Annotated in this window: 26 protein-coding genes; 14 read left to right on the forward strand and 12 right to left on the reverse strand. The window is 60.1% G+C overall.

The features are described from left to right. Window positions 1-71 precede the first annotated feature (71 nt). The 3 genes from AAE029_RS27320 to AAE029_RS27330 form a co-directional block, all read right to left on the reverse strand. Window positions 72-875: a class I SAM-dependent methyltransferase gene (locus AAE029_RS27320; RefSeq protein ID WP_371076045.1), complete on the reverse strand. Its 804-nt coding sequence runs from the start codon at window positions 873-875 to the stop codon at window positions 72-74. 150 nt (window positions 876-1025) lie between these two features. Continuing rightward, window positions 1026-2051, reverse strand: coding sequence for a methyltransferase (locus AAE029_RS27325; protein WP_371076046.1), 1026 nt, complete (start codon window positions 2049-2051; stop codon window positions 1026-1028). 105 nt (window positions 2052-2156) lie between these two features. Then, window positions 2157-2633: a GNAT family N-acetyltransferase gene (locus AAE029_RS27330; RefSeq protein ID WP_371076047.1), complete on the reverse strand. Its 477-nt coding sequence runs from the start codon at window positions 2631-2633 to the stop codon at window positions 2157-2159. Between the two features lie 228 nt (window positions 2634-2861). Between AAE029_RS27330 and AAE029_RS27335 the strand changes: the two genes are divergently transcribed. The 5 genes from AAE029_RS27335 (at window position 2862) to AAE029_RS27355 (ending at window position 6664) form a co-directional block, all read left to right on the forward strand. Continuing rightward, window positions 2862-3335 (forward strand): Hsp20 family protein, encoded by a 474-nt coding sequence (locus AAE029_RS27335; protein WP_371076048.1) that lies wholly within the window; start codon window positions 2862-2864, stop codon window positions 3333-3335. A 68-nt stretch (window positions 3336-3403) separates the two neighbouring features. Beyond that, entirely contained in the window at window positions 3404-3913 is a 510-nt protein-coding gene (locus AAE029_RS27340; RefSeq protein WP_371076049.1) for an Hsp20/alpha crystallin family protein, read from the forward strand. 400 nt (window positions 3914-4313) lie between these two features. Beyond that, window positions 4314-4628, forward strand: a complete 315-nt coding sequence (gene groES, locus AAE029_RS27345; RefSeq protein ID WP_371076050.1) for a co-chaperone GroES — start codon at window positions 4314-4316, stop codon at window positions 4626-4628. Between the two features lie 45 nt (window positions 4629-4673). Further along, entirely contained in the window at window positions 4674-6302 is a 1629-nt protein-coding gene (gene groL, locus AAE029_RS27350) for a chaperonin GroEL (RefSeq protein ID WP_371076051.1), read from the forward strand. A gap of 56 nt (window positions 6303-6358) precedes the next feature. Then, a complete protein-coding gene (locus AAE029_RS27355; protein WP_371076052.1) occupies window positions 6359-6664 on the forward strand; it encodes a hypothetical protein in 306 nt (101 codons plus the stop codon). 93 nt (window positions 6665-6757) lie between these two features. On the opposite strand, the gene AAE029_RS27360 is transcribed toward AAE029_RS27355, so the two are convergent. The 3 genes from AAE029_RS27360 to AAE029_RS27370 form a co-directional block, all read right to left on the reverse strand. Continuing rightward, window positions 6758-7534, reverse strand: a complete 777-nt coding sequence (locus AAE029_RS27360) for a molybdopterin-dependent oxidoreductase (protein ID WP_371076053.1) — start codon at window positions 7532-7534, stop codon at window positions 6758-6760. After that, window positions 7531-8388 (reverse strand): cytochrome b/b6 domain-containing protein, encoded by an 858-nt coding sequence (locus AAE029_RS27365; protein WP_371076054.1) that lies wholly within the window; start codon window positions 8386-8388, stop codon window positions 7531-7533. The genes AAE029_RS27360 and AAE029_RS27365 overlap by 4 nt, the downstream gene beginning before the upstream one ends. A 262-nt stretch (window positions 8389-8650) precedes the next feature. Beyond that, window positions 8651-9208, reverse strand: a complete 558-nt coding sequence (locus AAE029_RS27370; RefSeq protein WP_371076055.1) for a fasciclin domain-containing protein — start codon at window positions 9206-9208, stop codon at window positions 8651-8653. On the opposite strand from AAE029_RS27370, the gene AAE029_RS27375 reads away from it, so the two are divergent. Next, window positions 9207-9416: a hypothetical protein gene (locus AAE029_RS27375; protein WP_371076056.1), complete on the forward strand. Its 210-nt coding sequence runs from the start codon at window positions 9207-9209 to the stop codon at window positions 9414-9416. The two genes, AAE029_RS27370 and AAE029_RS27375, sit on opposite strands and share 2 nt — an antisense overlap. A 33-nt stretch (window positions 9417-9449) precedes the next feature. Here the strand turns inward: AAE029_RS27375 and AAE029_RS27380 are convergent, their stop codons facing one another. The 3 genes from AAE029_RS27380 to AAE029_RS27390 form a co-directional block, all read right to left on the reverse strand. After that, window positions 9450-10169: an anti-sigma factor domain-containing protein gene (locus AAE029_RS27380; protein WP_371076057.1), complete on the reverse strand. Its 720-nt coding sequence runs from the start codon at window positions 10167-10169 to the stop codon at window positions 9450-9452. Next, window positions 10166-10705: a sigma-70 family RNA polymerase sigma factor gene (locus tag AAE029_RS27385; RefSeq protein WP_371076058.1), complete on the reverse strand. Its 540-nt coding sequence runs from the start codon at window positions 10703-10705 to the stop codon at window positions 10166-10168. Before AAE029_RS27385 ends, AAE029_RS27380 begins: the two co-directional genes overlap by 4 nt. Before the next feature lie 69 nt (window positions 10706-10774). Beyond that, complete coding sequence (locus AAE029_RS27390; RefSeq protein ID WP_371076059.1) at window positions 10775-12481, reverse strand: SulP family inorganic anion transporter; 1707 nt, start codon at window positions 12479-12481, stop codon at window positions 10775-10777. Window positions 12482-12649: 168 nt separating this feature from the next. Here AAE029_RS27390 and AAE029_RS27395 point away from each other — a divergent pair, with 168 nt between their 5' ends. From AAE029_RS27395 to AAE029_RS27410, 4 genes are all read left to right on the forward strand, one after another. Next, a complete protein-coding gene (locus tag AAE029_RS27395) occupies window positions 12650-14062 on the forward strand; it encodes a nodulation protein NfeD (RefSeq protein ID WP_371076060.1) in 1413 nt (470 codons plus the stop codon). A 199-nt stretch (window positions 14063-14261) separates the two neighbouring features. Then, complete coding sequence (locus tag AAE029_RS27400) at window positions 14262-15035, forward strand: slipin family protein (protein ID WP_371076061.1); 774 nt, start codon at window positions 14262-14264, stop codon at window positions 15033-15035. 275 nt (window positions 15036-15310) lie between these two features. Continuing rightward, on the forward strand, window positions 15311-17029 hold the full coding sequence (locus tag AAE029_RS27405) for a hypothetical protein (protein WP_371076062.1): 1719 nt from the start codon (window positions 15311-15313) through the stop codon (window positions 17027-17029). Between the two features lie 116 nt (window positions 17030-17145). Further along, entirely contained in the window at window positions 17146-18060 is a 915-nt protein-coding gene (locus AAE029_RS27410) for a LysR family transcriptional regulator (protein WP_371076063.1), read from the forward strand. Window positions 18061-18066: 6 nt separating this feature from the next. On the opposite strand, the gene AAE029_RS27415 is transcribed toward AAE029_RS27410, so the two are convergent. Further along, window positions 18067-19608, reverse strand: a complete 1542-nt coding sequence (locus AAE029_RS27415; protein WP_371076064.1) for an AAA family ATPase — start codon at window positions 19606-19608, stop codon at window positions 18067-18069. A 238-nt stretch (window positions 19609-19846) separates the two neighbouring features. Here AAE029_RS27415 and AAE029_RS27420 point away from each other — a divergent pair, with 238 nt between their 5' ends. The 4 genes from AAE029_RS27420 (at window position 19847) to AAE029_RS27435 (ending at window position 25154) form a co-directional block, all read left to right on the forward strand. Then, a complete protein-coding gene (locus AAE029_RS27420) occupies window positions 19847-20833 on the forward strand; it encodes a Tim44 domain-containing protein (RefSeq protein WP_371076096.1) in 987 nt (328 codons plus the stop codon). 699 nt (window positions 20834-21532) lie between these two features. Then, window positions 21533-22411 (forward strand): helix-turn-helix domain-containing protein, encoded by an 879-nt coding sequence (locus AAE029_RS27425; protein WP_371076065.1) that lies wholly within the window; start codon window positions 21533-21535, stop codon window positions 22409-22411. Between the two features lie 300 nt (window positions 22412-22711). Continuing rightward, on the forward strand, window positions 22712-24055 hold the full coding sequence (locus tag AAE029_RS27430) for an FAD-binding oxidoreductase (RefSeq protein WP_371076066.1): 1344 nt from the start codon (window positions 22712-22714) through the stop codon (window positions 24053-24055). A gap of 271 nt (window positions 24056-24326) precedes the next feature. Beyond that, a complete protein-coding gene (locus AAE029_RS27435) occupies window positions 24327-25154 on the forward strand; it encodes a class I SAM-dependent methyltransferase (RefSeq protein WP_371076067.1) in 828 nt (275 codons plus the stop codon). A 5-nt stretch (window positions 25155-25159) separates the two neighbouring features. On the opposite strand, the gene AAE029_RS27440 is transcribed toward AAE029_RS27435, so the two are convergent. Then, window positions 25160-26185: a sensor histidine kinase gene (locus AAE029_RS27440; protein ID WP_371076068.1), complete on the reverse strand. Its 1026-nt coding sequence runs from the start codon at window positions 26183-26185 to the stop codon at window positions 25160-25162. Continuing rightward, window positions 26185-26889, reverse strand: a complete 705-nt coding sequence (locus AAE029_RS27445; RefSeq protein ID WP_371076069.1) for a response regulator — start codon at window positions 26887-26889, stop codon at window positions 26185-26187. The genes AAE029_RS27440 and AAE029_RS27445 overlap by 1 nt, the downstream gene beginning before the upstream one ends. Between the last annotated feature and the right edge of the window lie 6 nt (window positions 26890-26895).

Consider the following 26895-nt stretch of genomic DNA (forward strand, 5'->3'; position numbering starts at 1 on the left):
CGATTGCACGTCATGCGCGATTGATGAACGGGCCTTTCGGGCAAATCTTGGGCAGGCAGGAAAGTTCAGTCTTAAGACGTTGCCTGCTTTACCGCCGTAACGATAAGCGCCGGCATATCGAACTCGATCGATCCATCGGTCTTGACGAACGGCTGCAGGGACGTCTCGGCGCCGGCGAGCAGACGCTCGAACTGTTTGTCGTCGAGCAGCCCTCCCAAGGTCCAGACACAGGCCCGCTCGGTCGAAACCAGAGCCGCGATCGATTTGAAGCGCACCGATCCGGTGTGGCGGACGATCTCGGCGCCGGTAATCCCTGCCTCCTTGCAGATGCCTAGAAGGGTTTCGCGGTCACCCAGGACAAAGGGCGCGCGGAACGCGTCTCCAACCGCAGATCCGAAAAGACGGTCCAATAGCGCGGCGAAGGCCGAATAGCCCGGCGAGTGTCCGATATTGTCGCAGACGGCGACAGCCAACCTTCCGCCGGGACGAAGAACGCGCATCATCTCGCGCATGGCTTTAGGGCGATCGTCGAAGAACATGATGCCGAACTGGCTGACCGCGGCGTCGAAACTGCCGTCCGGCATCGGCAGCGACTCCGCCCTGCCATCGATCCATTCGATCCGGGTCGGCTTTCGCCGCGCTACCGCCAGCATCTCCGGATTCGCATCCAGCCCGACAACCGAGCCGGTCGCTCCAACACGATCGGCGGCCGAAAGTGTCAATGCGCCCGTACCGCATGCGACATCCAGCACCCGCTGACCGGGTGCCACTCCCTCCGCGTCGCAGACGACGTTTCCCCATTGCGCAAACAGCGCAGGAACGAAGAATTCGTCATAGGTTTCGGCCGGACTGCGGTTCTGGTCTGTACTCTCCATGGGATATCTTCCGTTTGGTGGGCGGCATCTGAATACTGTCGATCGGGTCGCCGTCCAGTTTACGTTCGATGATGACTGAGGCCGCTCGATAGACATCGCCTCCCTGTATCTGACGGCAATCGCTGTCCTCGCGCTGGTGGTGTGACCGCTTCAGCCGAGCAGGCGCGTCTCCAGGACGCAAAATACCGAACGCGTCGGTATGATCCGCGGATCGGCAAAGCCTGCCTGCCGGAAGAGCTGCGAGAATTCGGCAGGCGCCCGCTCCTTTGCCCCCGGAAACATCATCATCATATGCATGTCGGAGAGGAAGTTCAGCGCAAGGGAACGGGACGGCTCCACCTCGAGCACCCGCTCGATCACCAGCAGGCGTGCTGCTTCGCTCATGGCGGCTTTGCAATTGCTGAGGATCTTGAGACAGGCCTCGTCGCTCCAGTCATGCAATATCTGCGAAAGCGTGTAGATGTCGCCACCGGCGGGCAAGCTGTCGAAGAAATCTCCCGATTGGATCTTGCAGCGATCCGAGTGCTTGCCGAGGACTTCGCCCGCCGACGCTACGACGGCCTGCTGATCGAAGAGAAGGCCTTTCGCATCCGCATTGGCCTCCAATATCGCCGCGAGAAGCGCGCCGTTTCCGCCGCCGACATCGACCACCTCCTTGCCGGAGAAGTCGTATGCCTCGACCACCGCGGCATGGCGGTCGTCGGGACTGTGGCGCATGAAGCTTTCGAAAATTTCGGCATCGGCCGGATTCATCTTCAAATAATCGAAATAGGGCCTTCCGAAGATCTCCTCGAATGGCGCCTTCCCCGTCCGGATTGCCTGTTCCAGCTCGCCCCAGGTCGTCCAGGTGCTGGGCATGCCCCAGTATCGCGCAGCGTAGTGGAGTGTGGGTACGGCATCCGTGCGAAGCCAGCGTGAGTGATCGCTGTGGGCGACATTGTCCTCATTATCGACAGTGAATATGCCGAACGCCGCCAAGGCACGGCAGAGACGCAAGAACATCCCAGGATCCGCTCCGCATTCCTGCGCCAGCCTATCTGCCGGCTGCGGCGCTTCAGCCAGTCGATCGGCAATACCGAGCGAGGCTGCCACCGAAATCATCCTCGAGATCTGAAATGACCGGACGAATGTCGCCATCTCCGCAAATCCGCCGGTATCGCCAATGCCCTTCGACATGCCGTCCTCGCTATTCTTCGCGCTCTCAGAAGCCCTTTGTTAGTGTAGCACAACAACGGCTGGAATCGGACAGCGCGATACACGGCGGTGGCCATGATGGGCTCATCAGGAATCGTCACCCTGCTCGAACTTCAACCGCATCTCCTTTGCCGGCATGAAGCCGAGGGATGCATAGACCGCCTCGCCCGCATCCGAAGCATGGATAACGACCGTCGTACAACCGATGGATCTGAGATACTGCACGGCATGGTCGGTCAGCCTTTTCGCGAGCCCCTGTCTGCGATGATCCGGCTCGACGAAGACGCTCCAGATATAGCCGTGCTGACGGAATGCCGGCTTGATGATTTCCGGGAAGGGAGACATATGTTTTTGGCACGAGGCGGAACCGACGACCTTGTCGCCGGATACCGCCAGAAATGACGCAAGTTGCCGCCTCTCGCGGCCTTCGGCAATAAAGCGGGAGATCCGCTCTTTTGCGTCCTCCTGAATATGATCGGTTGGTGTGCCGTAGCTTTCCCATATTCCAAGATAATGCCGGACGAGAATGTGATCCTCCGCCGGCGTGGCCAGACGTATGTCCATGCAGGTTCCCCTCTGCGATGCGCCACTTCAGTCTACACGTTTATCGCGTGTATCGGCAATATGGGTGCCGTGTTAAATGCGTATCTAAATCCTCAGCTTTACCCCTTGAAACGCTGAATTTATTCACTAAATCGATATTACCGGCCGCCAAATGGGGCTGGTGTGTCGGGGAGCCGCTCTCTTCGGCGGCTTCCTTCTATCCATGTTGCTTCCAAGGAGGATATGGCTATGAGGACAGCATTTGATTTCTCCCCCTTCTACCGCTCGAGCGTCGGCTTCGACCGCATCTTCGATCTGCTCGACGACGCAAATCGCGCCGCGCCCATCGATAACTGGCCACCCTACGACATCATTCGCACCGGCGAAGACCAATACCGGGTGGCGATAGCAGTCGCAGGCTTCAGCCAGGATGAAATTTCGATCATCCATGAGCGGAATATGCTCGTCGTCAGCGGCACAAAGGCCGATGAAGAGAAGGCTGAATATCTCTACCGCGGCATTGCCGGCCGCAACTTCGCGCGCCGGTTCCAGGTCGCCGACCATGTAACGGTCACAGGCGCAAGCCTCGTCAATGGGCTTCTGGCGATCGATCTCGTACGCGAACTGCCGGAAGGTATGAAGCCGCGCAAGATCGAGATCGCTCGAGACGACTCGCCCGCTGCCGGGGTTCACCAGATCGAAGGCGAAAAACAGGTAGCATAGCAGTCAATATCTCACATGCTTTGACGCCGGCGGTCGCCGGCGTCAGTTGAATTGAAAGGAGCTGAATAATGAATGTACGTGATCTCATTCCCTGGGGCCGCAGCAGTCAGGCTCCAATTTCCTATCGCGACATCGAGCGGAACCCTTTCCTGGCCCTGCATCGGGAAATGAACCGCTTGTTCGATGATGCCTTCCGCGGATTCGAACCGCGCTTGCCGACAAGCTTCGGAAGCTTTCCGGCGTTTGGCGCCAACTGGCCGAATGTCGAAATCACCGACAAGGATCAGGAAATCCTGATAACGGCGGAATTGGCCGGACTTGAGGATAAGGACGTCGAAATCCTGCTCGACAACGGCGTGTTGACGCTGCGCGGGGAAAAACGCGCCGAGAGCGAGGACAAGGACAAACAATTCTCCGAGCGGTTCTACGGCCGCTTCGAACGCCGGATTCCGTTGGGCTACGAGATCGACGAGAGCAAGGTCGATGCGACGTTCAAGAACGGCGTCTTGCGGATTGCTTTGCCGAAGACGGAAAAGGCACAGTCGGCCGGCAAACGAATTGCGATCAACACCAAATAGGCGTCAGGAAATGAAATCCTGAAGCGGGCGCGCCGGTCCCGATAGAGCGTCGTGTCGAACGCGGCGCTCGATGCCGTTGCGCTTGTCCATCGGCAGCCATTGAGCTGACATTTCAAATCGCATGAAGAAATGCAAGCCGCGCTATAATTCCAAAGCTACCGCAGTCCGCCGATATCAGGACAGTCCAACCTGCAAGGCCAATTCATTATTTCTTTCCTGTAATTAGCAGTCTATATTACAGAGTGCTAATTTTTTCATTTCTTCCCCTTGAAAATGAAAATCTTCAAACCAGATCATTATCGCCGAACGCTCGACAAGAAGCGCGGCGGCTATCCGGGCTGGGGCTCCGGTCTGGGAGGAGGAGCATCAAACATAATCGTCACTTGTCCAGGAGGAAGACATGACGTTCCGACCGCTTCACGATCGCATTCTCGTCCGCCGCGTCGAGTCCGAGGAAAAGACCAAGGGCGGCATCATCATTCCCGATACAGCCAAGGAAAAGCCGCAGGAGGGCGAGGTCATCGCCGTAGGTCCCGGCGCGCGCAACGAGGCTGGCCAGATCCAGCCGCTTGATGTCAAGGCGGGAGATCGCATCCTGTTCGGCAAGTGGTCCGGCACCGAGATCAAGATGGACGGCGAGGACCTTCTGATCATGAAGGAAAGCGATGTCATGGGGATCATCGGGGCCGAGGACGCAGGGGAGCAGGCCGCCTGAACGCGGTATCTGCCGTCACGCTAGCCGTTTATAAGGAGTGAGGAAATGGCTGCAAAAGAAGTCAAATTCAACGTCGATGCCCGGGAGCGCATGCTACGTGGCGTCGATATTCTCGCCAATGCCGTCAGGGTCACGCTTGGGCCGAAGGGCCGCAATGTCGTCATCGACAAGTCCTTCGGCGCACCGCGCATCACCAAGGACGGCGTTACGGTCGCCAAGGAAATCGAACTGGAAGACAAGTTCGAGAACATGGGCGCACAGATGCTGCGCGAAGTTGCTTCCAAGACCAGCGATGTCGCAGGTGACGGAACGACGACCGCGACCGTGCTTGCCCAGGCCATCGTTCGCGAAGGCGCCAAGGCCGTGGCTTCAGGCATGAACCCGATGGACCTGAAGCGCGGCATCGACCTCGCAGTCGAAGCATTGGTCGCCGAACTGAGGAAGAATGCCCGCAAGATCTCCAACAATTCAGAAATTGCCCAGGTCGGTACGATCTCGGCCAATGGCGATGCGGAGATCGGCCGGTTCCTGGCGGAGGCCATGGAAAAGGTCGGCAACGAGGGCGTCATCACGGTCGAAGAAGCCAAGACCGCCGAAACCGAACTCGAAGTCGTCGAAGGCATGCAGTTCGACCGCGGCTATCTCTCCCCTTATTTCGTCACGAACCAGGACAAGATGAGGGTCGAGCTCGAGGATCCCTATATCCTCGTTCATGAGAAGAAACTCTCCAATCTGCAATCCATGCTTCCCATTCTCGAAGCCGTCGTCCAGTCCGGCAAGCCGCTCCTCATCATCGCTGAAGACGTCGAAGGCGAAGCGCTTGCAACGCTCGTCGTCAACAAGCTGCGTGGCGGCCTGAAGATTGCTGCCGTGAAGGCCCCGGGCTTCGGCGATCGCCGGAAGGCCATGCTCGAAGATATTGCCATCCTCACCGGTGGTACCGTCGTCTCCGAAGATCTCGGCATCAAGCTTGAGAATGTCACGCTGAACATGCTCGGGCGCTCAAAGAAAGTGGTCATCGAGAAGGAAACCACGACGATCATCGACGGTGCCGGTTCGAAGCCGGATATCCAGGGCCGCGTCGCTCAGATCAGGGCACAGATCGAGGAAACCACCTCCGACTACGACCGCGAGAAACTGCAGGAGCGCCTTGCCAAGCTCGCTGGCGGCGTCGCAGTCATCCGCGTCGGCGGCTCGACGGAAGTAGAGGTGAAGGAGAGGAAGGATCGCGTCGACGATGCGCTGCATGCGACCCGTGCAGCCGTTGAGGAAGGAATCCTGCCGGGTGGCGGCGTGCCCTTGCTGCGCGTCATCAAGGCTCTCGATAGCCTCAAGCCCGAGAATCCGGACCAGCGCGTCGGCGTCGACATCGTCCGCCGCGCGATCGAGGCTCCTGTTCGCCAGATTGCCGAGAACGCGGGCGCGGAAGGCTCGATCGTCGTCGGCAAGCTGCGCGAGAAGACGGACTTCTCCTTCGGCTGGAATGCTCAGACCAACCAATACGGCGACCTTTACGCGATGGGTGTGATCGACCCGGTCAAGGTCGTACGCACCGCCCTTCAGGACGCGGCCTCCGTCGCGGGCCTGCTGGTGACGACGGAAGCCATGGTCGCCGAGAAACCGAAGAAGGAGGCGCCTCCGGCCATGCCGCCGGGCGCGGGCATGGACTTCTAAATTCTCAATATCGGCCCGCCACCTCTCGGGGCGGGCCTCAGGAGAGGTGAGCCACCATGGTGAAGACGGTCATGGGGCGACCCGAGGAGCCGTTGAATTCCCGGGATCTGGCGTTATGCCAACGCGTATTTGACACCGTGCGAACAGAATTCGGGGCGCCGAAGGACTCGGAAGAGGCGCAAAGGATAGCCGCCATCGCCATCGCGCTCTATCGACAGGGCGTCCGCGATGAGGATCATCTCAGGCAGATGGTCGAAGCCGCACAAAGCCTGACTTTGCGTCAGTTAATACCTGGCGAAGCGAGGACGCCGCGTCGGACAGGACGCGCCCCGGTCACCCTGTCATTTCGAACCGGCACCTGATCGCGAGCGATTTCAAGGATCACTTGTGGAGCGGCATGAGCGCAGCCGAGGATGCAATGCGCTCGATCGCCAAAAGAACTGGCTGCCCTCACCTTATATCCCCGCATACCACTCGTAGCCGCGGTCTTCCCAGAAACCGCCCTTCCCGCCCCAGATACCGGCGAAGCTGTCCCTGATCTCGAGGCGCATCAAATATTTCGCGTGCTTATAGCCGAGCTGCCGCTCGACCCTAAGCCGGAGCGGAGCGCCATGCGGAACATCAAGATCCTTGTCGTTCAGCGAATAGGCAAGGATCGTCTGCGGGTGAAAGGCGTCGATCAGGTCGATGCTTTCGTAATAGGTGCCACTGCCGTCAAGCGTCTGTTCAAGCTGATCGGCGCAATAGAAGACGGCATAGCGCACGCCGGGCTTCAGTCCGACGCTCTGCAGGATCGGGCCGAGGGGAGCGCCCGTCCACTTTCCGATGGCGCTCCATCCCTCGACGCAGTCGTGCCGGGTGATCTGCGTGCGGGACGGTAGCTTCTTCAGCTCCGCAAGCGAAAGTTCAACCGGTCGCTCCACCATGCCGTCGATCTTGAGCCGCCAGTCGGCAAAGCCGGTCTCGGACAGGCGTGCATATTCCTCGCTGTCGGGTTGGCTGGTGCCGTTCGATCTGAAGACCGGGGAGAGGTCGGCTTGCGAAAATTCCCGCGCGAGTCTGTCCTTCGGAACCAGAAGCCTCTGACTTTTCATCGTCAGGTTTTCAGCCATGTCGAGCACGTTGCGAACATTCGGGTTCTCCGAGAGGTCGTCGCAACCGGTGAGCCCAATGGCGCCGAGTCCGGCAGCCGACCCAATCAGCAGGCGCCTGCGCGTGATGAAAAAGGTCATCGGTCGGCTCCTTCCGTTTCGATACTGTAGCGGCCCGTGATCATGGAGCGCAGATTGTTCCAGAGGCCGGAGAGAATCACCATGACGATATGGATGATCACGAAGAGCACGATCGCTGAGGCGCTGATGAAGTGAATCGCCCGCGCCGACTGACGTCCGCCGAAAAGATCGAGCAAGAACGGAAAGCCCGCATCCATGGCCGGCGACATGGTGAGACCGGTCGCTAGCATCAGCGGCAGCAAGATGAAGATGACGATCAGATAAGTAAGCTTTTGCAGCGCATTATAGCGCCGGGCCTTGTCGCCCTTCGCAAAGCGCAGCCGGGCATGATCGATGATTTCCTGTTTCAAATGGCGAGGGGTGACCTCTTCCGCGCTCGGCGCGAGGTCGCGGCGAAAATGCCCGCCGATGAAACCGTAGAGCAGGTAGACGAAGCCGTTGATGACGAAGAGCCAGGCAAAGAAGAAGTGCCAGCGCCGGCCGGTCGCCAGATCCTGATAGCTGGGGATCGTTGCCCAGGACGGAAAGGCGCGCTCGGTCCAGTCTCCATCGACCTTCGAGGCGCCGAGAATGCCGGTTGTCGGAATGGAGAGGCTTCCGATGCGAGTTACGCCGCGAACCGTGTCGCCGTCTTCGATGGCGCCGATCTGCAGCCAGGACGGATCGGCATTGGCGCCATACCGTCCCCAATAGAGGGCAGGATGGGCATTGAAGATCTGCAGCCCGCTCATGAGGAGAAGGCTCAGGCATAGCACGTTTATCCAATGCGTGATGCGGGTGACCACGGAATGACGGCGAATGAAGATCCGCGCGTGACCGGTGGAGGCGTTGTCGATACTGCCGGGAGCGGCCATGGAATGCTCCTCTTGCTATCATCCCGGGCCAACGGCCGCACTATCGGCCAGCTTCCGGGCTCCTGTCGACTGATACGGATGCTGCATGCCAAATGTTACACTCGCCGCAGCCAATCCGGCCTGATCCGCAACGGCGGACCAGGCCGAACCAGCCTTCCAGGCGATCATCGGACCATGCGGTCGCTAAGACAAGACTTTATGCGACCTCATGGACGTCGCCCCTGAAACGCACGGGAAGCCCGATGCGTTACATCCCGATCGCTCACATCTTCGGCAACAGCACTTTATCGATGACATGGATGACGCCGTTCGACTGCTTGACATCGGCGATCGTCACATGGGCGACGCCGCCGTTTTCGTCGGTGAGGGTAATCTTGCCCCCGCTCTGCTTGGCTTTGAGAATGCAGCCGCCGACCGTCTTGATGTCATGCTCGCCGCCATCGTTCTTGATCATCGTGACGACGGCCTTCGACATAGCATCCGCGGCGACCACATGGCAGGTCAGAACCTTCGTCAATGTCGCCTTGTTCTCTGGCTTCAGCAATGTGTCGACAGTGCCCTTCGGAAGAGCCTTGAAGGCCGCGTTGGTCGGGGCGAAGACCGTGAACGGCCCCTTGCCTTCGAGCGTCGAAACCAGGCCGGCAGCTTTGACGGCGGCAACCAGCGTCGTGTGATCCTTCGAATTGACGGCGTTCTGGATGATGTTCTTCGTCGGGTACATCGGCGCGCCGCCGACCGTCGGGTTCTTGGCCTGCGCGGCAAAGGCCAACGCGGAAACGGCAGTGGCGAGCGCGATAGTGCGCAGTGGGGACTTGATCATGTTCGTTCTCCTCATCGTCGGCCGCGGACCGCTGGCTTTATGCTTCAGCGCCGTCCGACATCAGCAGTTACGGAGCGGTGGGAACAAGAGTTTCAGAGGAGAGGATTTTGTTTATGGCTTATCTCTTTCGCACCATCGGGTGATCGTCGGCATCACGTGGAAATGGATTCATCGGGAGCAGATTCTTGGCATGGTGCGGATCCGCTGATCCGACTCTGCCTTCCGGATGAGCCGCCTTTATTCAGGGCCGGCGTGTCGCGCCGCTCGCAACGACCGGACCGGTCGGCAGGCCGGTTGGCGAACCGCCGAAAGGCTCCAGGCTGACGGCAAGCGTCGCTCCCTCGCCGATATCACCACGCAGCGCTTGCGGGATGATGAGTTCGCCGCTCCTGCCGGGCTCGAATATGCCGAGCGATTTTGGCGCGCCGCTGCCCGGCACGAGCCAGAGCTGAAGCGACTTCTCTTCCGGCCGGCCGGCGGCGACCGGCACGATCCTCAGCCGGCCGCTTTGCTCATCATAGGAAGCAAGAAGGTTGACCTGGCTGTCCGCCGCCGAAAGCTCTGCAACCAGCTGCGCGGGGCCTTGCGGCTGGGGCACGATGCCGGAGGCAAAGACGATGGCCCCGACGGCAACCACCAGCGAGGCGAAGGTGAGCGATCGCCAGAAGACGGCCGAATTCCAGAGCCCGCGCAAAAAGCTGGGCGCCGGCTCCGGCGCGCCGAAAAGGCGCGCCTCGATCCGTTCGAAGCTTTGCATGCCGGGCGCGATCTCTTCATATTCCTCGTTGAGGGGAGAAAGGTTTGCCTCCCAGCGGCTGACGAGCGCTGCAAATTGTCCGTCGCTGCGAATGCGCTCCTCGACGATGCGCCGATCCCTAAGCGAGAGAACGCCGAGCACGTATTCGCCCGCGAGCACGTCGTCACGGGAGCGGCCTCCTCCGTCTTGATCCAACGATGTCATCGTTCCAGGCACTCTCTCAATTTCAACAGGCTGCGCCGGAGCCAGGTCCGCATCGTGTTGAGCGGCACGCCGAATTCATCGGCCAGTTCCTGGTAGCTCAACCCTTCGACATAAGCTTTCTTCACCGCCACCGCACGATCAGCGTCCAACTCTTCCATGCAGGTGTCAATCCGCCTTCCCTCACCCTTCAGCACCGCATGCGTTTCCGGATCGAGGCCGGTGTCGGCAAGGTCGTAGGCACTTTCCAGCTCGTCGGCGACCGGCCTGCGGGCGCGTATCGTATCGATCGCCTGGTTGCGCGCGATTGCCGCAAGCCAGGCGGAAGATGTCCCCGAACTCGTGGAAAAAACCTTGGCTCGCTGCCAGATCTTCACATAGATCTCCTGCAGCGCCTCTTCGGCTTCAATGCGATCCTTGAGTATACGCAGGCAGATGGAAAAAAGTTTCGGGCTGGTGGCATCGTGGAGCGCGGCAAAAGCCCTGCGGTCGCCGAGGGCGACACGGCTGATCAGCTCTGCGACGTCATCGCGCGGCATCAGGCAGATCCATTGACAGCAGCCCCAATAAATAGCGCCGCATAATGTAACGCAGCTGCCTTTGGCAAACTAGCCGCTAACCGGCTCCGCGTGTGGAGACTGATAAGACGCCTCGAAGGCATGGAACGCGTCATCCATTCCTTCGAAGATCATCGCAGGCCCGATCTTCTCGATCACGCCGGCGCGCTCCAATATGGCTCGCGTATCGGTGTGGAGCTCCGCCAGACCGAATGCGATCCCGCGACGGTTCAGGTCGGCATGCACTTCCCCGAGCATCATCGTTCCGGTGCTGTCGATCTGCGGGATCGCGCTCGCATCGATCACGAACCATCGGGTATCCTTGGGCAGCTCGTCTGCGATGGTCCTCAGGCGTTCCTGGATATAGTCAGCGTTGAAAAAGAGAAGGCTGTTCTGGAGCATGCAGACCGTCAAGCCGGGCACGGGACGGGCCGCAGGGGTTTTGTGAAGCTTGTAGAAACCGTCTCGGCCTGGAATACGACCGAGCAGCGCGTCGTGCGGAAACATCATCTCGGAAAAGAGATAGGCCAATGTTGCACCAATGGCGATGATCACACCCTCCAGGACGCCGAGGCTGATCGGCCCCCACATCGCGATGAGAGCAAAAACGAACTCCATACGGCTGATACGCCAGATCTGCTTCAATGCCGTCAGGTCGATCAGGTTGAGCGCGGTCGCGGCCAGGATCGCGCCGAGCGCCGGAATCGGCAAAATCCTCAACACATCGCCCAGGAAGAGCAGCACCAGCATCAAGGCTGCAGCTGCCACGAGGCTTGCGATTTGAGACCGGCCGCCAACGGACATGTTCACGGCCGTTCTCGAATCGGACGCGGTGATCGGAAAGGCACCGAAGAGGCCGCTGGCGATATTTGCCGCCCCAAAGCCCACGAGTTCACGATTGGGATCGACCCGATAGCCACCCCGGGCTCCGAAGCTCCGGGCGGTGATAATGCCGGCACCGAAGCTGACGACAAAGACTGCAGCCGCACCAAGCACCAACCTGTCAAAGGGGAGCCCTGCCGTCGCCGGCATGGTCAATGGCGGCAGCCCCGCAGGAAGATCGCCGACGACGGCGATCCCGCGCCCTCCGAAATCGAATATAGCCGAAAGCAATACGGAGAGTACGACCACCAGGACCGGGCCGGGAACCCGGGAGCGCACGGCATGCGCGATCTGCAGCAATGCGAACATGGCGATCGCCAGCAGGAACGATGGCCAATGGATCGCTCCGAGCTTGCCTAAGACTTCGACGATCGGCGCAACCAGCCCCGACGTATCTATCTTGACTCCGGTAACCCGATCGATTTGCCCGATCAGGATCGAAAGCGAAATGCCGGCGAAAAATCCGGCGAGGATCGGCCGGGACAGAAAAGTCGCGATCATCCCGAGCCGAACGACGCGTGCGATAAGACACAGGACTCCGACGGCCAGCGCCAGCAACGCCGCCACCGCGACACGATCGGACATCGAGCCGGCGGGAACCGTCACCATAATCGCAGCAAGCACGGTCATCGTCGCAGCATCGGGACCGACGATCAACTGTCGCGACGGACCAACGAGTGCGTAAGCTATGAGGGGAACGATGCTCGCATAGATGCCGGTCTGCGCCGGCAAGCCGGCAATCGCCGGATAGGCTATGGCGCTGGGCAATCCCACGGCCGCGATCGCAAGCCCGGCGGAGACATCGTTGCGCAGCCAGTTCGCCCGGTAGCCCTCCAGGTTTGCAAGAAGCGGCAACCTTGGAAAGTTCATGCTCATTCCACCCCTCTGATCGGCCCCCCGGCCGACCGCATATCGTACGGCCGTCACAGGCAGTCCGGCAAGGGCGTGCGGAATTTCGCCTTCGTCAAAAAGATTCAACAGTTCTGCGAGGCCCGAGCCTCACGCATCTTACCGATTTGCCCGTTCCGCCATATATTTAAGAGTATGAATATTCGAAGAAAGGTAGTGCTGCATCTGGGATCCTGGCGGCGACTGTCGCAGGCTCTCGCTTTTTTGTTCACACTGCTGCTGACTTTCGGTCTGGCCGCTCAGCCGACCACCGGATCTCCACCTGTCGCCGTCGTTCTGAAGCTGACCGGCGCCGTCAGCCCGGCAACGGCCGATTACATCAAGCGCGGCCTTGAGCACGCCGCCGATCGAAAGGCATCTCTGGTCATTCTCCAGATGGATACGCCGGGCGGCCTGGACAGCTCGATGCGGGAAATCATCCGGGCCATCCTTGCCTCGCCTGTGCCTGTCGCAAGCTTCGTTGGCCCGAGCGGCGCGCGAGCCGCCAGCGCCGGCACCTATATCCTCTATGCAAGCCATATCGCGGCGATGGCGCCGGGCACCAACCTGGGAGCGGCGACGCCAATCATGATTGGCGGACCTCAACCGGATCGCGGCACACCTGGCGGCGGCGACAAGTCAGGCGAGCCGAACGCCGATCAAAAGCAGGGCTCGCAATCTCCCGAGACAGCCAAGGCGATCAATGACGCGGTTGCCTATATCCGCGGTCTTGCGGAACTGCGCAACCGCAACGCCGACTGGGCGGAACGCGCCGTGCGCGAGGCGGCAAGTCTCCCGGCCACGGCTGCCGCGCGCGAACACGTCATCGACTTCATCGCAACGACGCCCGCCGATCTCCTGAAGCAGGCGGAGGGCCGTGTCGTGCACGTTGGACAGTCGGACGTCCGGCTCGAGACGGCGAATCTTGCGATCGAGGAATTCGAGCCGGATTGGCGAACCCGCCTGCTTTCGATCATCACCGATCCGAACATCGCGTTGATCCTGATGATGGTCGGCATCTACGGCCTTATCTTCGAATTTCTGACGCCGGGCACCTTTGTTCCCGGGACGGTCGGGGCGATCTGCCTGCTGCTCGGTCTCTATGCGCTGGCTCTGTTGCCGGTCACCTTTGCCGGTATCGCGTTGATCCTTCTCGGTGTCGGGTTGACCGTGGCGGAAGCGCATTCACCGAGCTTCGGCGCCCTCGGCGTCAGCGGCGGCCTGGCGCTGGTGCTCGGCGCAACCATTCTCTTCGATACGAATATTCCGGGCTTGAGCGTCTCCTGGTCCGTCCTTGGCGGTATCGCCCTCGCCAGCCTGGCTTTCAGCGTCGCCGTCGCAGCACTCGCCTTCAGCTCGCGCGGACGCAAGGTCGTCACGGGCGCGGAGCAGATGATCGGCATTGCCGGCAGGGTCGACAGCTGGGCGGGCAACACCGGTTACGTGATTGCGCGTGGCGAACGCTGGCAGGCTGTCTCCGCCGAGCCGCTTGCCAGCGGCGACGAAATAAAGGTCACGGACCGCGATGGGCTCACGCTCAAAGTCACCCGGAGTTCACATGAGATTTAGCGGGATGCCGAAAAGTGTCCGCGGTTTTCGGGCAACATCCCGCTCAACTTTTTGATCTAATGCATGTTGCGCAAAAGTGTCCAGCGGTTTTGCGGCAAAGACATGCATAAAAAACAAAAACGTAAAGCCTGTCGTGTGAATCCGTTTTCGCGCGACAGGCTTTAGAGCCAGGGGCGTTCAGGAGGCAGGAGAAGACATCATGGCCATGTTCGCGGATCTCGTCTTTTATCTCGTGATCATCATCATCCTGCTGCTGGTTCTCGCGTCCGCGATCAAGATCCTGCGGGAATATGAACGCGGCGTCATCTTCACGCTCGGCCGCTTCACCGGCGTCAAGGGACCGGGATTGATCCTCCTCGTCCCCTACGTCCAGCAGATGATCCGGGTCGACCTCAGGACCCGGGTGCTGGACGTTCCGAGCCAGGATGTCATTTCCCATGACAATGTCTCGGTGCGCGTCAGCGCGGTGATCTACTTCCGGGTCATCGATCCGGAGAAGTCGACAATCCAGGTTGAGGACTTCATGGCGGCCACGAGCCAGCTCGCCCAGACGACGCTACGCTCCGTGCTCGGCAAGCACGACCTCGACGAAATGCTGGCCGAGCGCGACAAGCTCAACGAGGACATCCAGAAAATCCTCGATATCCAGACGGACGCCTGGGGCATCAAGGTCGCCAATGTCGAGATCAAGCATGTCGACATCAACGAATCCATGATCCGCGCCATTGCCCGCCAGGCCGAGGCCGAGCGCGAACGCCGCGCCAAGGTCATCAATGCCGAGGGCGAACAACAGGCCGCCGCCAAGCTGGTGGAAGCGGCCGAAATCCTCTCCCGCCAGCCGGAAGCCATGCAGCTTCGCTATCTCAGCACCCTGAACGTCATCGCCGGCGAGAAGAATTCGACGGTGATCTTCCCCTTCCCGATGGAGCTCGGCAACCTCTTCGCGCCGAAGGGGGACAAGTCGTCGGGGTGAGCGGCTCGGGGCGACTGTCGGGGACCTCCATCCACGGGGAAAAAGTATCCAGATTTAGTGGTGCTCATCTATCGATCGGGCAGCCGTATATTACGATCGCTAGTAGGAAATCCTGATTATTTCAGAATCGATGCCATTTTTGATTGCGCCCGCCCGGTATAAACTGTCTCTTCCGAAGGAATATTGGAATCATAGATTCGGTCTGTAAATTGAAGAACGATATCCTCTATTGCGTCACATCGCGCATAACTCAGTCGAGAAGGATAATTGGAGTATTGGCGTGGATTACGCTTTGCCTAATCCTCATGTCATTGACTGCATGCAGCAAATTCGAAGACGAATTCAATGTATATTCAGCAGAAAGCAAGGTGGTAGTGTCCAGAGACGGCACCGCTCTTGTAACAGACACCTTCAAAGTAATGACAAAGATCGCGCAGAACTACGGTGGCGTCTACGTTGATATCCCTGACCGCTTTATGGATGCGTCGGGCGGTATGCACTGGAGAGATTTCAGCCTGTTGGCGGCGCGACGCGAAGGAGATGCCGAGTATAATTTCACGGAGAACTCGTTGCGGGGCCATTCTGTCTACATCGGCGAAAGACGCTGCAGGAGTTGCAGTCCCGACCTGCCCCTCGGTCCTAACAAAATTGAAATAAGCTATCGGCTCAACCGCTTGGTTCGCGGAGAGGGCAATTATCAAGTTCTTGTGCTGCCGGCCTATATGGGAAGCATCCATGATCGGGGCGTAAGAAAGACAATTGTTGTTCATTTGCCCGCGGGGGGAACAGTGCGCGTCCCCCCAACTGACCAATATGAAATCACACAGAACGCATCGAACGAGCTCTTGGTGTCGATCAAGACCGGCAAGATCGATCGTGTGCTGCCGGACATTGAAATTGAATATCCGGCATGGACCTTTCCCATTGCTACGCCGGAGAACGTGGCTCGCTGGTGGCTTGTCGACCACCGTCTGATCTTGGCAAGTTTCTTGGGGCCGCTGATTACATGTTTGTTTGTCGGATTCAAACTTCGAACCCATCGGCGAGCGAAAGCGCACGGGGGCGAAATCGATAACGATATGCACGACATCATATCTCCTGCGCTCGCGGCCTACCTGTGGCTCGATTGGAAAGGAGGTGGGGAGAAGAGAGGCTTTATGGCGTCGCTTTGCCATCTCGCCATAAAGGGGTGGTTTCGCATTTCCAGTCTCGGAGACGATGCCGAGGTCTCGGACTTCATCGATGGCAAGTCCAAGGCGGCCCGCGCCAAACGCAAGGGTCTTTCAAATTCGCTACGTGTAGCGCGCGACCAAATTCGCAAACAGCGGCTCGTCGACAATCGGCGTGGGGTTAAACAAGCCTGGTATGGTCTGGGAGACGAGCTGTTGAGAGCGGTCCTCGGGGAATATGAGAAGGCCAGAGGCGAGCAAGCGGCAGGGTATTTGCGGATAGCAGTCTTTATTTTGGCTTTAGGTTCAGCTGTCGCCTACTTCTCTGGCCTTGTGATTTTTACAGCAGCCATTTGCGCGATCCTGCTGGCGTCCGTTTTCCTGATTGCATGGCTACGATATCCAGAGCGTTTTCCTGAGCCAACAGGCGTAGTCGAGCAAACCAAACAGACGTTCGCCATGGTGTTTGGTTTGCCAGCCCTGATCGTCCTCTCGGTTTTATATGTCCTGAACAACATGGTGACTGCCGAACAGTTGCCATATCTGATCGCGATTTGTCTGGACCTCGGTGGCATTGTTTTGGTTCTGCTATTGCTGCGTAAACCGACGCGGCAACAGCAACAGATCCGCAGTGACGTACAGATGATGCGCCGCTATCTCCTCGGGGAGGTGGAAGGCCCGGAAATGTCCACTGAGCTTTATGAACGCTATCTGCCTTTCGCTATTGCGCTTGATGTCGAGCAACACTGGACCAGCCGGTTTACCCGCTGGCGAGAGAACAAGAAAATGGATGCCTATGCCCCCGATTGGCTGCAAAGAATCTAGTACTACCCCGATTCAACTCTCTTGGCGCCCTCTTCTTGAGCTCAAACTAATCTTCCAAACCGAACCCCGAACCTATATTCATCTCCCTCTCCGCTTAATCAGGCTTCGAGGACTCCATGGAACTCCGCCAGCTACAGCATTTCGTCGCCGTCGCCGAAGAGCAGCATTTCACGCGTGCGGCCCGACGCATCAATATCGTCCAGTCGGCGCTGTCGAGCTCCATACGGGCGCTGGAGGATGAACTTGAAGCCAAGCTTTTCGTGCGCAATACGCGCCAGGTGCGGCTGACGGCGGCTGGGCGCGTGTTTCTGGACAAGGCCCGTGTCGCGCTCGAGGCGGTACGCGATGCCCGCGAGGCGGTGACTGCGCTGCAGGGTTTGCGGCGCGGCCGCCTCAGCATCGGTACGGTCCAGAGCCTTCCGGCTTTTCTCGATCTTCCCTCGGTTCTCGCCTCCTTCCACGCGCTGCATCCGGAGATCGAAGTCCGGCTTTGCCAGGGCAATTCCTCCCACCTTGCCGAGAAAGTTCGAAGCGGCAAGCTCGATCTCGCCATCCTGCCGCTCTCGGATCAGATCGACGGCATCGCCACGACGATGATTGCCTGCGAGGCGCTGGTGGCGATCTCGGCACGCAACCATCCCCTTGCCGGCCGCGAGAGCGTGAACCTCTCCGCCTTTCGAGATGAGCCATTCGTCGATTTCGAACCGGATTGGGGTACGCGTCAGCTGGTCGACCGCGGCTTTGCCCAGGCGGGTGTCGAACGGCGCATTGCCTTCGAGGTGAGCGACCTCGGCACGCTGATCGAGTTGGTGGCGCAGGGCCTCGGCATCGCGCTCGTTCCCGAGCCGATCGCGGAAGCCCAGCAATCGCGGCTCGGCATCATCAGGCTGGCGGAGCCGGAGATCTGCTGGGAGCTGGTGGTTGCCTGTGCGGCCCACGAGAAAGATGGCGAAGCCCCGATCGATCAGGCGCCGCGAGCGTTTCTCGATCTGTTGATGGATCGCGCCGCCCTGAACCAGGCGGCACAATAAGACTGTTTATGACGCATCCAGCAGGACACGCGGCTGCGTCTCCAGGATCTGCTGGACGAGCGCTTCACACGGCTGTCCCGCATCCAGTCTTTCCCAGTCGACATCGACGGGCTTGCGGTCGAGCTGCTGCGAAAGCACGTCGACCGTCGCATCGGAAGGGCCGCCCTTGCGCTCATCGACACGCTGCCATAGCAGCGCGGGATCTGCATCGAGCCAGAGGGCCGTAACGCCGACATGGCGGTCGATCGCCGCCTTTTCGATCATCCGGCGATCGACCGCCCGGTCATAGACGGCATTGGCGACCACGGCACCGCCTTCGGCGAGAATGAGGCCGGTGCGCCAGGCCATTTCCTGATAGACCTTGGCCGAGACTTCCGGCCTGTAGGCGGCCGGCGGAAGCCGCGTTTCGGCGGAGACGCCGTGCATGCCCTTGCGCACGCGATCGCTCTCGATGATACGGGCACCGGGAGGCGAGCCGACTTTGGGCGCAAGCGCCGAGGCAACCGTGGACTTGCCCGAGCCGCTCAACCCACCGATGAGAATCAGCCGCGCAGGATGCTCGGTCAGGAAGAAGCGGGCGAGATCGAAATAGGAGCGTGCCTCGGCTGCAAGCTCGGCGGCCTTTGCGCCTCCCCCCTCTGCCTGCGTGGCGGTGACATGCGCCCGCACGGCCGCGCGTACGGCCATCAGGAACGGCAGGGCGATAAATCCATCCTCGTCGTCCGCCTCGTCGAGGTAGCGGTTCATCACCAGATTGGCGAGATCGGGGAAACCACGATGCCAGAGGTCCATCAGCAGGAAGGCGAGATCATAGAGAATGTCGACGGTCGCGATCTCATCGTTGAACTCGATGCAGTCGAAGAGGCTCGGCTCGCCGTCGAGCAGGCAGATGTTTCTCAAGTGCAGGTCGCCGTGGCAGCGCCGGACCTTTCCGGCCTCCGCGCGTCTGTCGAGAAGTGCTGCATGGCGGGCGAGCCGCTCGCGGAAGAGACGGCCGAACGCGGCGATCTCTTCGGCCCTGAAGACATGGCTCGTGGCGAAGCCCGCCTGGTTGACGTCGAGGACCGCCGTCATCTGGGCTGCGCCGCCTGCGACCTTTACGACCGGCGTGATCCGGTGGAAACGTACGATCATCCCAGCAACCGCCGTCATCAGCTCCGGGGTCAGCTCGCCCGCGACCGCCATCCGGTCGAAGAGCTGCGTCTGGTCGAAACGGACCATCTCGACGACGGCGTCCACGAGTTCTCCCTCGGCCTCAAAGCTCAGCCGCCCGTCGCTATCGCGGAAGATCGACCTGACGCCGAGATAGAGGCTGGGCGCCGTCAGCCTGTTGAGTTCGACCTCCTTTTGGCACGCGGCAAGCCGAAGCTCAGCGGTGGAGAAATCCGCATAGGGCAGTTTGATGGCGCGCTTCATCTTGTAGGCACGGTCGCCGGCCAGGAAGATCCGCGAGATATGCGTTTCCATCGTCTCGACCGGCGCTGAAACCGAGAAGGTGGAGGGATCGCTCAGGAAGGCAATCGTGGCGCTCTGGTCTTCAATGATCATGGTCAATCCCCGGTTTTACCCCAACTCCGCCGGGCTTGAACGATAGCAGGCCCGATCTGTGCTGAACTTGATCTCTGACAAAACGACGCAACAGCCTCGTTTGATCCAATCGATGACAAGGAAGAAATATCCGCCGACGCTTAAAAGCGGGAACGACTGCCCCTATATAACGTCCGGAATATGTTTTCGAACAGGAGAACCGACTTTGCGTTTCGTTCCGCGCCTTGCGACCATCGCGATGATCTTCGCTTTTGCCGCAGCCACTTTCCTTACCGCTTTCGATGATGCGGAAGCGCGGCGGGCTGGTGGCTTCGGCGGATTCGGCAGCCGCGGCACGCGGACTTTCCAGGCCCCGCCGATCACTCGCACCGCCCCTGCCCCGGCGGCCCCCATCGAACGCTCGATGACGCCGCGTCAGCAGCAGCCCTATGGCCAGACCGCGACACAGCCGCTCGGCGCCCAGCGTCCGGGCTTCTTCAACGGTTTCGGCCGTTCGATGATCGGCGGCCTGATCGCCGGCGGCTTGCTCGGCATGCTGCTCGGCCACGGCTTCGGCGGCGGCTTCGGCTTCCTTGGCATGCTCCTGCAGATCGGCCTGATCGTGCTGCTGATCTCCTTTGCCATGCGCTATTTCGCCAATCGCGGGCAGCAGACCCGCACGGCGGGCGCCAGCGGTTTCGGCGGCAACTCCTACAATAATATGGCCCCACGCGAGAACGCGTCCTTCCGTATCCCCGCGATTGGTTCGGGCGCATCTGCCAACTCAAACTCCCGCGGTCAGTCGAGAGGCTTCAAAGCCGGAGACGAGATCGGCCTGCAGCAATCCGACCTCGACCGGTTCGAGCAGCTTCTGACGGAAGTCCAGACTGCGTATGGCGCCGAGGACTATGCGACACTGCGCCGGCTGACGACGCCGGAGGCCATGTCCTATCTTGCGGAAGAACTCGGCGAAAACGCCACGAACGGGCTGCGCAACAGCGTCTCCAACGTCAAGCTGCTGCAGGGCGACATCGCCGAAGCCTGGCAGGAAAGCGATGCCGAATATGCGACGCTCGCGATGCGCTACTCCTCCATCGACGCAATGGTCGACCGCACGACCGGCCGTGTCGTCCAGGGGGACGAGGGCAGGCCGAGCGAAAGCACCGAGATCTGGACCTTCGTCCGCAGGCCCGGCGTCGACTGGAAGCTTGCCGCCATCCAGGGCACGGAACATCGTGCGGCGTAAGCTGACAAGCCCTCGCTGCCATTGAACAAGAGCCCGGAAGCCATGCTTCCGGGCTTTCTTGCGTTCGTCATGTGGATCGAGCAGCTCCGGCCGCGTCTAAAAGCGCGCCCTGGAAAGCCACGTGTCCCAGCTGACGCTCGCCAAGACCAGAAGGCACATCATAAGAACGATCGCGCAGGTGAGGATCAGGGGGAAGAACCTGTGTTCTTCGATGGGGCGCCGAGATGGTGCGGGATCTGCAGGGCGCGGAACGGGCGGCTCCTGCGGTTTGGCTGCAACATCCTTCGAAGGCGGGACGCCATTGGATTCGGTCGATATTGCCATCACAGAGACCTACACCTGGAGACGCAAGCGTCGTTCCCGCCCGAGACCGCGAGTGAACTCATGTTTAAATCTTGAAAAGGCAGGACTTCCCCACCTTCTGCAATAAATCTAGGACGATCGGGAAGCGGCCGGTATTGGATGCTCGTTTAGCTCTTCCAAGACCAAAGTATGGGATTCCGGCGCGACGGCACGCTTCTCAATAGGCGTCCGCCTTCCCAGCCGCACAGGGACGGCTGAACGGATTCATTTGTAACAAATCTCAGCGATTTCGACGCATTTCCGAAACACTACCGACGATGAAATGGGGGGATTGGCAATAATACGGCCTCGTCCGGCTCGCGCATACCAATTCAACAAATGTAAAGGCAAGTATCAATGATAACTGACGTGAAGCTTTCGCAGAAAAGTGGCGACGAGCCGCGGCTTCTGTTCGCCGCGGAAAGTGGTGGCGAGCAAGGTCTCGGGATCTTTTGCTATCACTTCGCGGATGAGACATTCTTTGAAGCGATCAGCGCGCATCATATGGTTATCCTGCAGCTCGGCGCACCGACACCGATCTTTTGCAAAGTGGGCAATCGGACCCTGGAGCATATAGCTCCCGTCGGCAACGTCACGATTTGCCCGGCAGAAACCGAGGCCAGCGCCCGGAGCGCAAAGGGCTTCGTCGGATTGCTGCTCACGATCCCTGCGGATCCGCTGGCACTGATATCGGCAGAACAGGCGCACGTAAAAGCACAGCTCTCGATCAAGCTTTCCGGCATCGACGATACCTTGCTCGCCATTGCCAAGGATCTCGTCCACGAGGCCGCCGGCGACTTCTCTTCGGGCGCAATCTATTGGCACGAACTGACCGAGGAATTGATCGAACACCTTGTCCTCGAGCACTGCATGCACGGTCGCATCCATGGAAGGGGTGTGCTTGCGCCGGACAAACTGGAATGTATCAACCAATACGTTCTGGCCCATCTCGCCGAACCGATTGACGTCGATACGCTTGCCGATGTCGCTTGCCGCGGTCGCTGGCAGTTCCCGCGGATATTTCGCCGATCGGTGGGCATGAGCCCCTATCAATACATCATAAGACTGCGCCTGAAGCGTGCCTTGAAGGACATCAAGGCGGGAGGCATGTCGCTCGCGGAAATCGCGCTCGCCAGCGGCTTTGTGGATCAGAGCCATCTGAACCGATGGATGCGACGCATCTACGGCACATCACCCGGCCAGTTCGCGAACGACCGCAGTCGGCGGGCAGCCTAGAGCGGGATGCCGAAAAGTGTGAGCGGTTTTCGGCTGAAATCCCGCTCTAACTCTTTGATGTAGATCAAGATGATTTTGGGCCGATTCGGCCTGAAATCATCTTGATCTAGAGCAATTCCAGGACAAGTGCGAAACGCGGTTTTCCATCGGGAATCGTGTAAAAACAAATGGTTAGAACGGTTCCACGAAAAGTTGAACCGCTCTAAACAGCAGAATTCTCCAATCGACATCGTTCGCAGCCGTCTAGGACGGGTAAGCGGCCCCAATGGCCGCTGGTAGCAACAGCACAGGAATCTGCTCATGAGTCGATTGACCAAAATTTCAGGAGCCCTTCTTACAGGTCTTACCGGCAAGGTCTCGGTAGGCGGGGAAGCAAGATACGATGCCGCGTGCGCAATTTGGCCGAAATCCGAAGCAGCGCCCGCATTTATCGTTCATTGCAACAGCCCCACCGATGTCCAGCATGCGATCCGCGCAGCACGGCAGGCAGGACTGCCGCTCTCCGTAAGGGGCGGTGGCCATGACTGGCTCGGAAGGGCTCTCTGCAACGGAATCGTCCTTGATCTTACGCCCATGCGCGACATCAGGTTTTCCAGCAATGATTCCGTATGGGTTGGCGGCGGAGCCCGTGGCGTCGATCTCTTCGAGTATACGGATCCGAGCGGCCTTGCAGCGGTAACGGGCTCCGTCGGGGTGGTCGGACTTGCCGGCCTGACGCTCGGAGGCGGCTATGGACCGCTTTTGTCGCAATTCGGCCTGGCCTCGGACAACCTTCTCGGAGCCGAGATCGTGCTGGCTGACGGTTCGATCACAACGACCGAAGCGGAAGGTGGAGACGAATTATTATGGGCCTTGCGCGGCGGCGGCGGGAATTTCGGTGTCGTGACGTCGTTGCGGCTGAAGCTGCATGATCTGCCTTCGGTTCGCTCGGGTATCATCATTTATCCGGTCGCCGAGGCCGCGGCCGTATTAGACGGCGTGGCGGACATGCTGGACGCGGCACCCGACGCCCTTGACCTACAGGTCGGCATCATCCCTGGCCCCGAGGGTGCTTTCTGCGCTGCGGTAGCGCCGACCTGGAGCGGCCCCCGGGAGGAAGGCGAGGCGTGGATCGCCCCTTTGCTCAAGCTCGGCACGCCATTGATCGCGCATGTCAGGGAAAGCAGTTATGGAGATTCCCGATCGGTCTTCGACCAATATGCCGTGAACGGCCGTCGCACGGTCATGCAAACGCGATCTTTGCCCCGCCTTCAGGGCGACGCCGTACGCATTGCGATCGAGCAGATGAGGAAGGCGCCATCGCCACTATGCTCGGTGCTGACACATGATTTCAGGGGGGCTGCAACCCGAATTGCACCGGATGCCAGCGCCTTCGGCCTCCGCCAGAAGCATGTGATGGTCGAAATTCTGGCGCAGGTGGCCGACAGGGCGAGCAATGGCGCGGCCGAGCGTGCCTGGGCTCTTGATACCGCTGCCGCATTTGACGCGCTGGCATTGCCCGGAGGCTATGCCAATTTCCTTGGACCCGACGATCAGGACAGGGCCGACAAGAGCTATGGCGGGAATGCCGACCGGTTGCGCGCCGTCAAACGCCGCTTTGATCCTGACGGAATCTTCAATTCCGCCATCCCCTTGCCGCGCTAGATCAGGTGATTTCAGGCCGAATCAGCCTGAAAATCTGAATCCTGACCTACATCAAATAGTCAGTAGCGGGATTTCGGCCGAAAACCGCGCATGGTTTTCGGCATCCCGCTCCAGAAGGGCGCGACGGATCAGCATGGCCGGGTCTTACCTGGAGCCGGCCATGGCCTCCATGGCGCCGTCGGCACACCGTTGTCGCGTGTGCCGGCAGCCGCTTTGTGATAGAGTCCTGAATGGTCTGTTCCGGATGCAGAGCTGCATGGGGAGGAACGTCATGAACGGTCGCGAGAAATCCCCTTTCAGGTCATTCAAGGAGATGGAGCGGGAGGGCTGGACGGCCAACGCGCCCGAATATGCATCCCTGCTCGGGGGCATAACACGTTCGGTCATCGATCCGCTGCTTGACGCGGTCCATGTGGCCGAGGGTACGCGTCTGCTCGATGTGGCCTGCGGCCCAGGCTATGCGGCCGGCCGGGCGGCGGCGCGCGGCGCGACTGCAATCGGCATCGATTTTTCCCCCGCCATGATAAGCGAGGCGCGGCGCAGATTTCTGAAGCTGGAATTTTTTGAAGGGGATGGTGAACACCTTGGATTCGCCGACCACAGTTTCGACGCGGTGGTCTGCGCCTTCGGGCTGCTGCACATGTCCGAGCCGGAGCGCGCCATCGCGGAAGCCTACCGTGTGCTTCGATCGGGTGGCCGCTATGCCTTCACGGTCTGGTCCGCACCTGAGCGGAGCCCGTTCTTCGCTCTGGTGCTCGGCGCAGTTCAGGAGCACGGCCGGATGGACGTGGCCCTCCCCCCGGCACCGCCGATTTTCCGCTTCGCCGACCCCGAGGAGAGCAGGCGGACATTGGCGTCGATCGGTTTCGAGACGATCGTCGTGGAGGAGATACCGCTCACATGGCGAGGCGAGACGGCAAGGGCCGCTCTCGACATGATCTACAGAAGCACCGTGCGCATCGCCAGACTGCTCGAACTCCAGACGGCGGAAGCACGCGAGCGCATCGACCGCGCCATCATGGATGGCATAGCCCAAAGGAACGGCGACGGCTATTCGATACCCATCCCGGCCGTGCTCGTCGCGGCGCGGAAACCATAACGACGTCAGCCGGCAATCGGCACGACGATTTCAAACCTTGCGCCCGCGCCGATCTCGTCGTCACTGTCGCTGTCAAGCCTGATCGTTCCGCCGTGGGAAGCGAGCATGGCGCGCGCGATATCCAATCCCATGCCGGTACCGCCGTTCTCGCGGCGTGTCGAGAAGAACGGTCGGAAAACGAGATCGCGGTTGCCTTCGGGAATGCCGTGACCATTATCGCGAACGATAATGGTCACGGCGCGTTCATCGGCTGACGTCGAAAGCTCCAGCCGCGTGGCGCCATGCTGAATGGAATTCTCTGCGAGGCTGCCGAGCGCAATGCCGAGCGCCTCCAGCGGCAGCGCGATCATGGTCTCCTTGTCGCCTTGGCTAGCGATCTCAAGCGCGGGAAAGCGCCGGATCAGCTCGGATGCGACGTCTGCGACGCTTGTCCGGCCTGTCGTCATCGGAACTTCGGCATGCGCAAGCTCCCTGAGGCGCGAAAGCAGCCTGTCGAGCCTCTCGGCATCGGCAACGATATTGTCGAGAAATCTCTGCCTCTGCGCCTCGGTCATCGGTCCTTCAGTATCCTCGTCGCGAAGAAGCTCCGCTGCCCCTCTGATCGCAGTCAACGGCGACTTCAGTTCGTGAGACACGTGCGCGGCGAAGGAGCGGACATATTCGCTGCGGTCGACGAGCTGGCCCGCAAGATCGAGAAAACTCTGCGAAAGCTTGGCGATCTCGCGCGTGCCATAACTGTCCAGCGGTCGTATCGCGCTCTTTCCACCCTTGGCGATTTCCTCAGTGCGCAGGATCAGGGCATCGATCGGCCCCGTGATGGTGCGCGTCAGCACATAGGCGACGATCAGCGTCAGTGCGAGTGCAATGACGAGGGCGCCGGCTTCCGCAGGTGCCATGTGACTGGAGGTGAATTCCATTGCGCGAAACCAGATCACGATCGCAATCGGCAGCGCCAGTACGGCGAGGAGCACCGCATAGACGATCAGCGCAAGAGTCGGCCGCCATTTCTGCCTGACCTTCGGCGCCGGCATCAGCTGTCCTTTCCGATATCGGAGCCGAGCTTAAAGCCGACGCCATGGATGGTCATGATGATGCCGCTGCATCCGGCGGCGGTAAACTTCGCCCTGATATTGCGGACATGGCTGTCGATGGTGCGATCGGCGACATGGATACCGGTGCCATAAGCGGCTTCCATCAGCTGCTCGCGACTGAAGACCATGCCGGGCCGGGAAAGCAGCCTTTCGAGCAGCGAAAATTCCAGCCCCGTCAGCGCAATATCGGTCTGATCGAACGTGACGGTTCTGCCGCCGCGGTGGAGGCGGACCTGTCCCGCCGCCAATACCCCTTCGCTCTTCTCGCCGGAAATCCCATTGGCGGAACGTTTCAAAATCGCCTTGACGCGCGCGACCAGCTCGCGCGGGCTGAAGGGTTTGGTGACGTAGTCGTCACCGCCGATTTCCAGCCCGACGATCCTGTCGATCTCCTCGTCGCGCGCCGAGAGGAACAGGATCGGCAGCGCCGACGTCTGGCGGATATGGCGGCAAACCTCCAAGCCGTCCATCTCAGGCATGCCGATATCGAGAACGACGAGATCGATATTGCCGCGCCGGAACACCATCATGGCCTCGGTGCCGTTTCGGGCAGTCGTGGGCGTCATGCCCGCCCGTTCGAGGGCAAAGCAGATCACATCGCGGATGTGGGGTTCGTCATCGACGACGAGAATGCGCTGCGCCATGATTGG

Origin of the sequence: Sinorhizobium sp. CB7 (genome assembly GCF_041357635.1) — a bacterium.
Classification (GTDB): Bacteria; Pseudomonadota; Alphaproteobacteria; order Rhizobiales; family Rhizobiaceae; genus Rhizobium.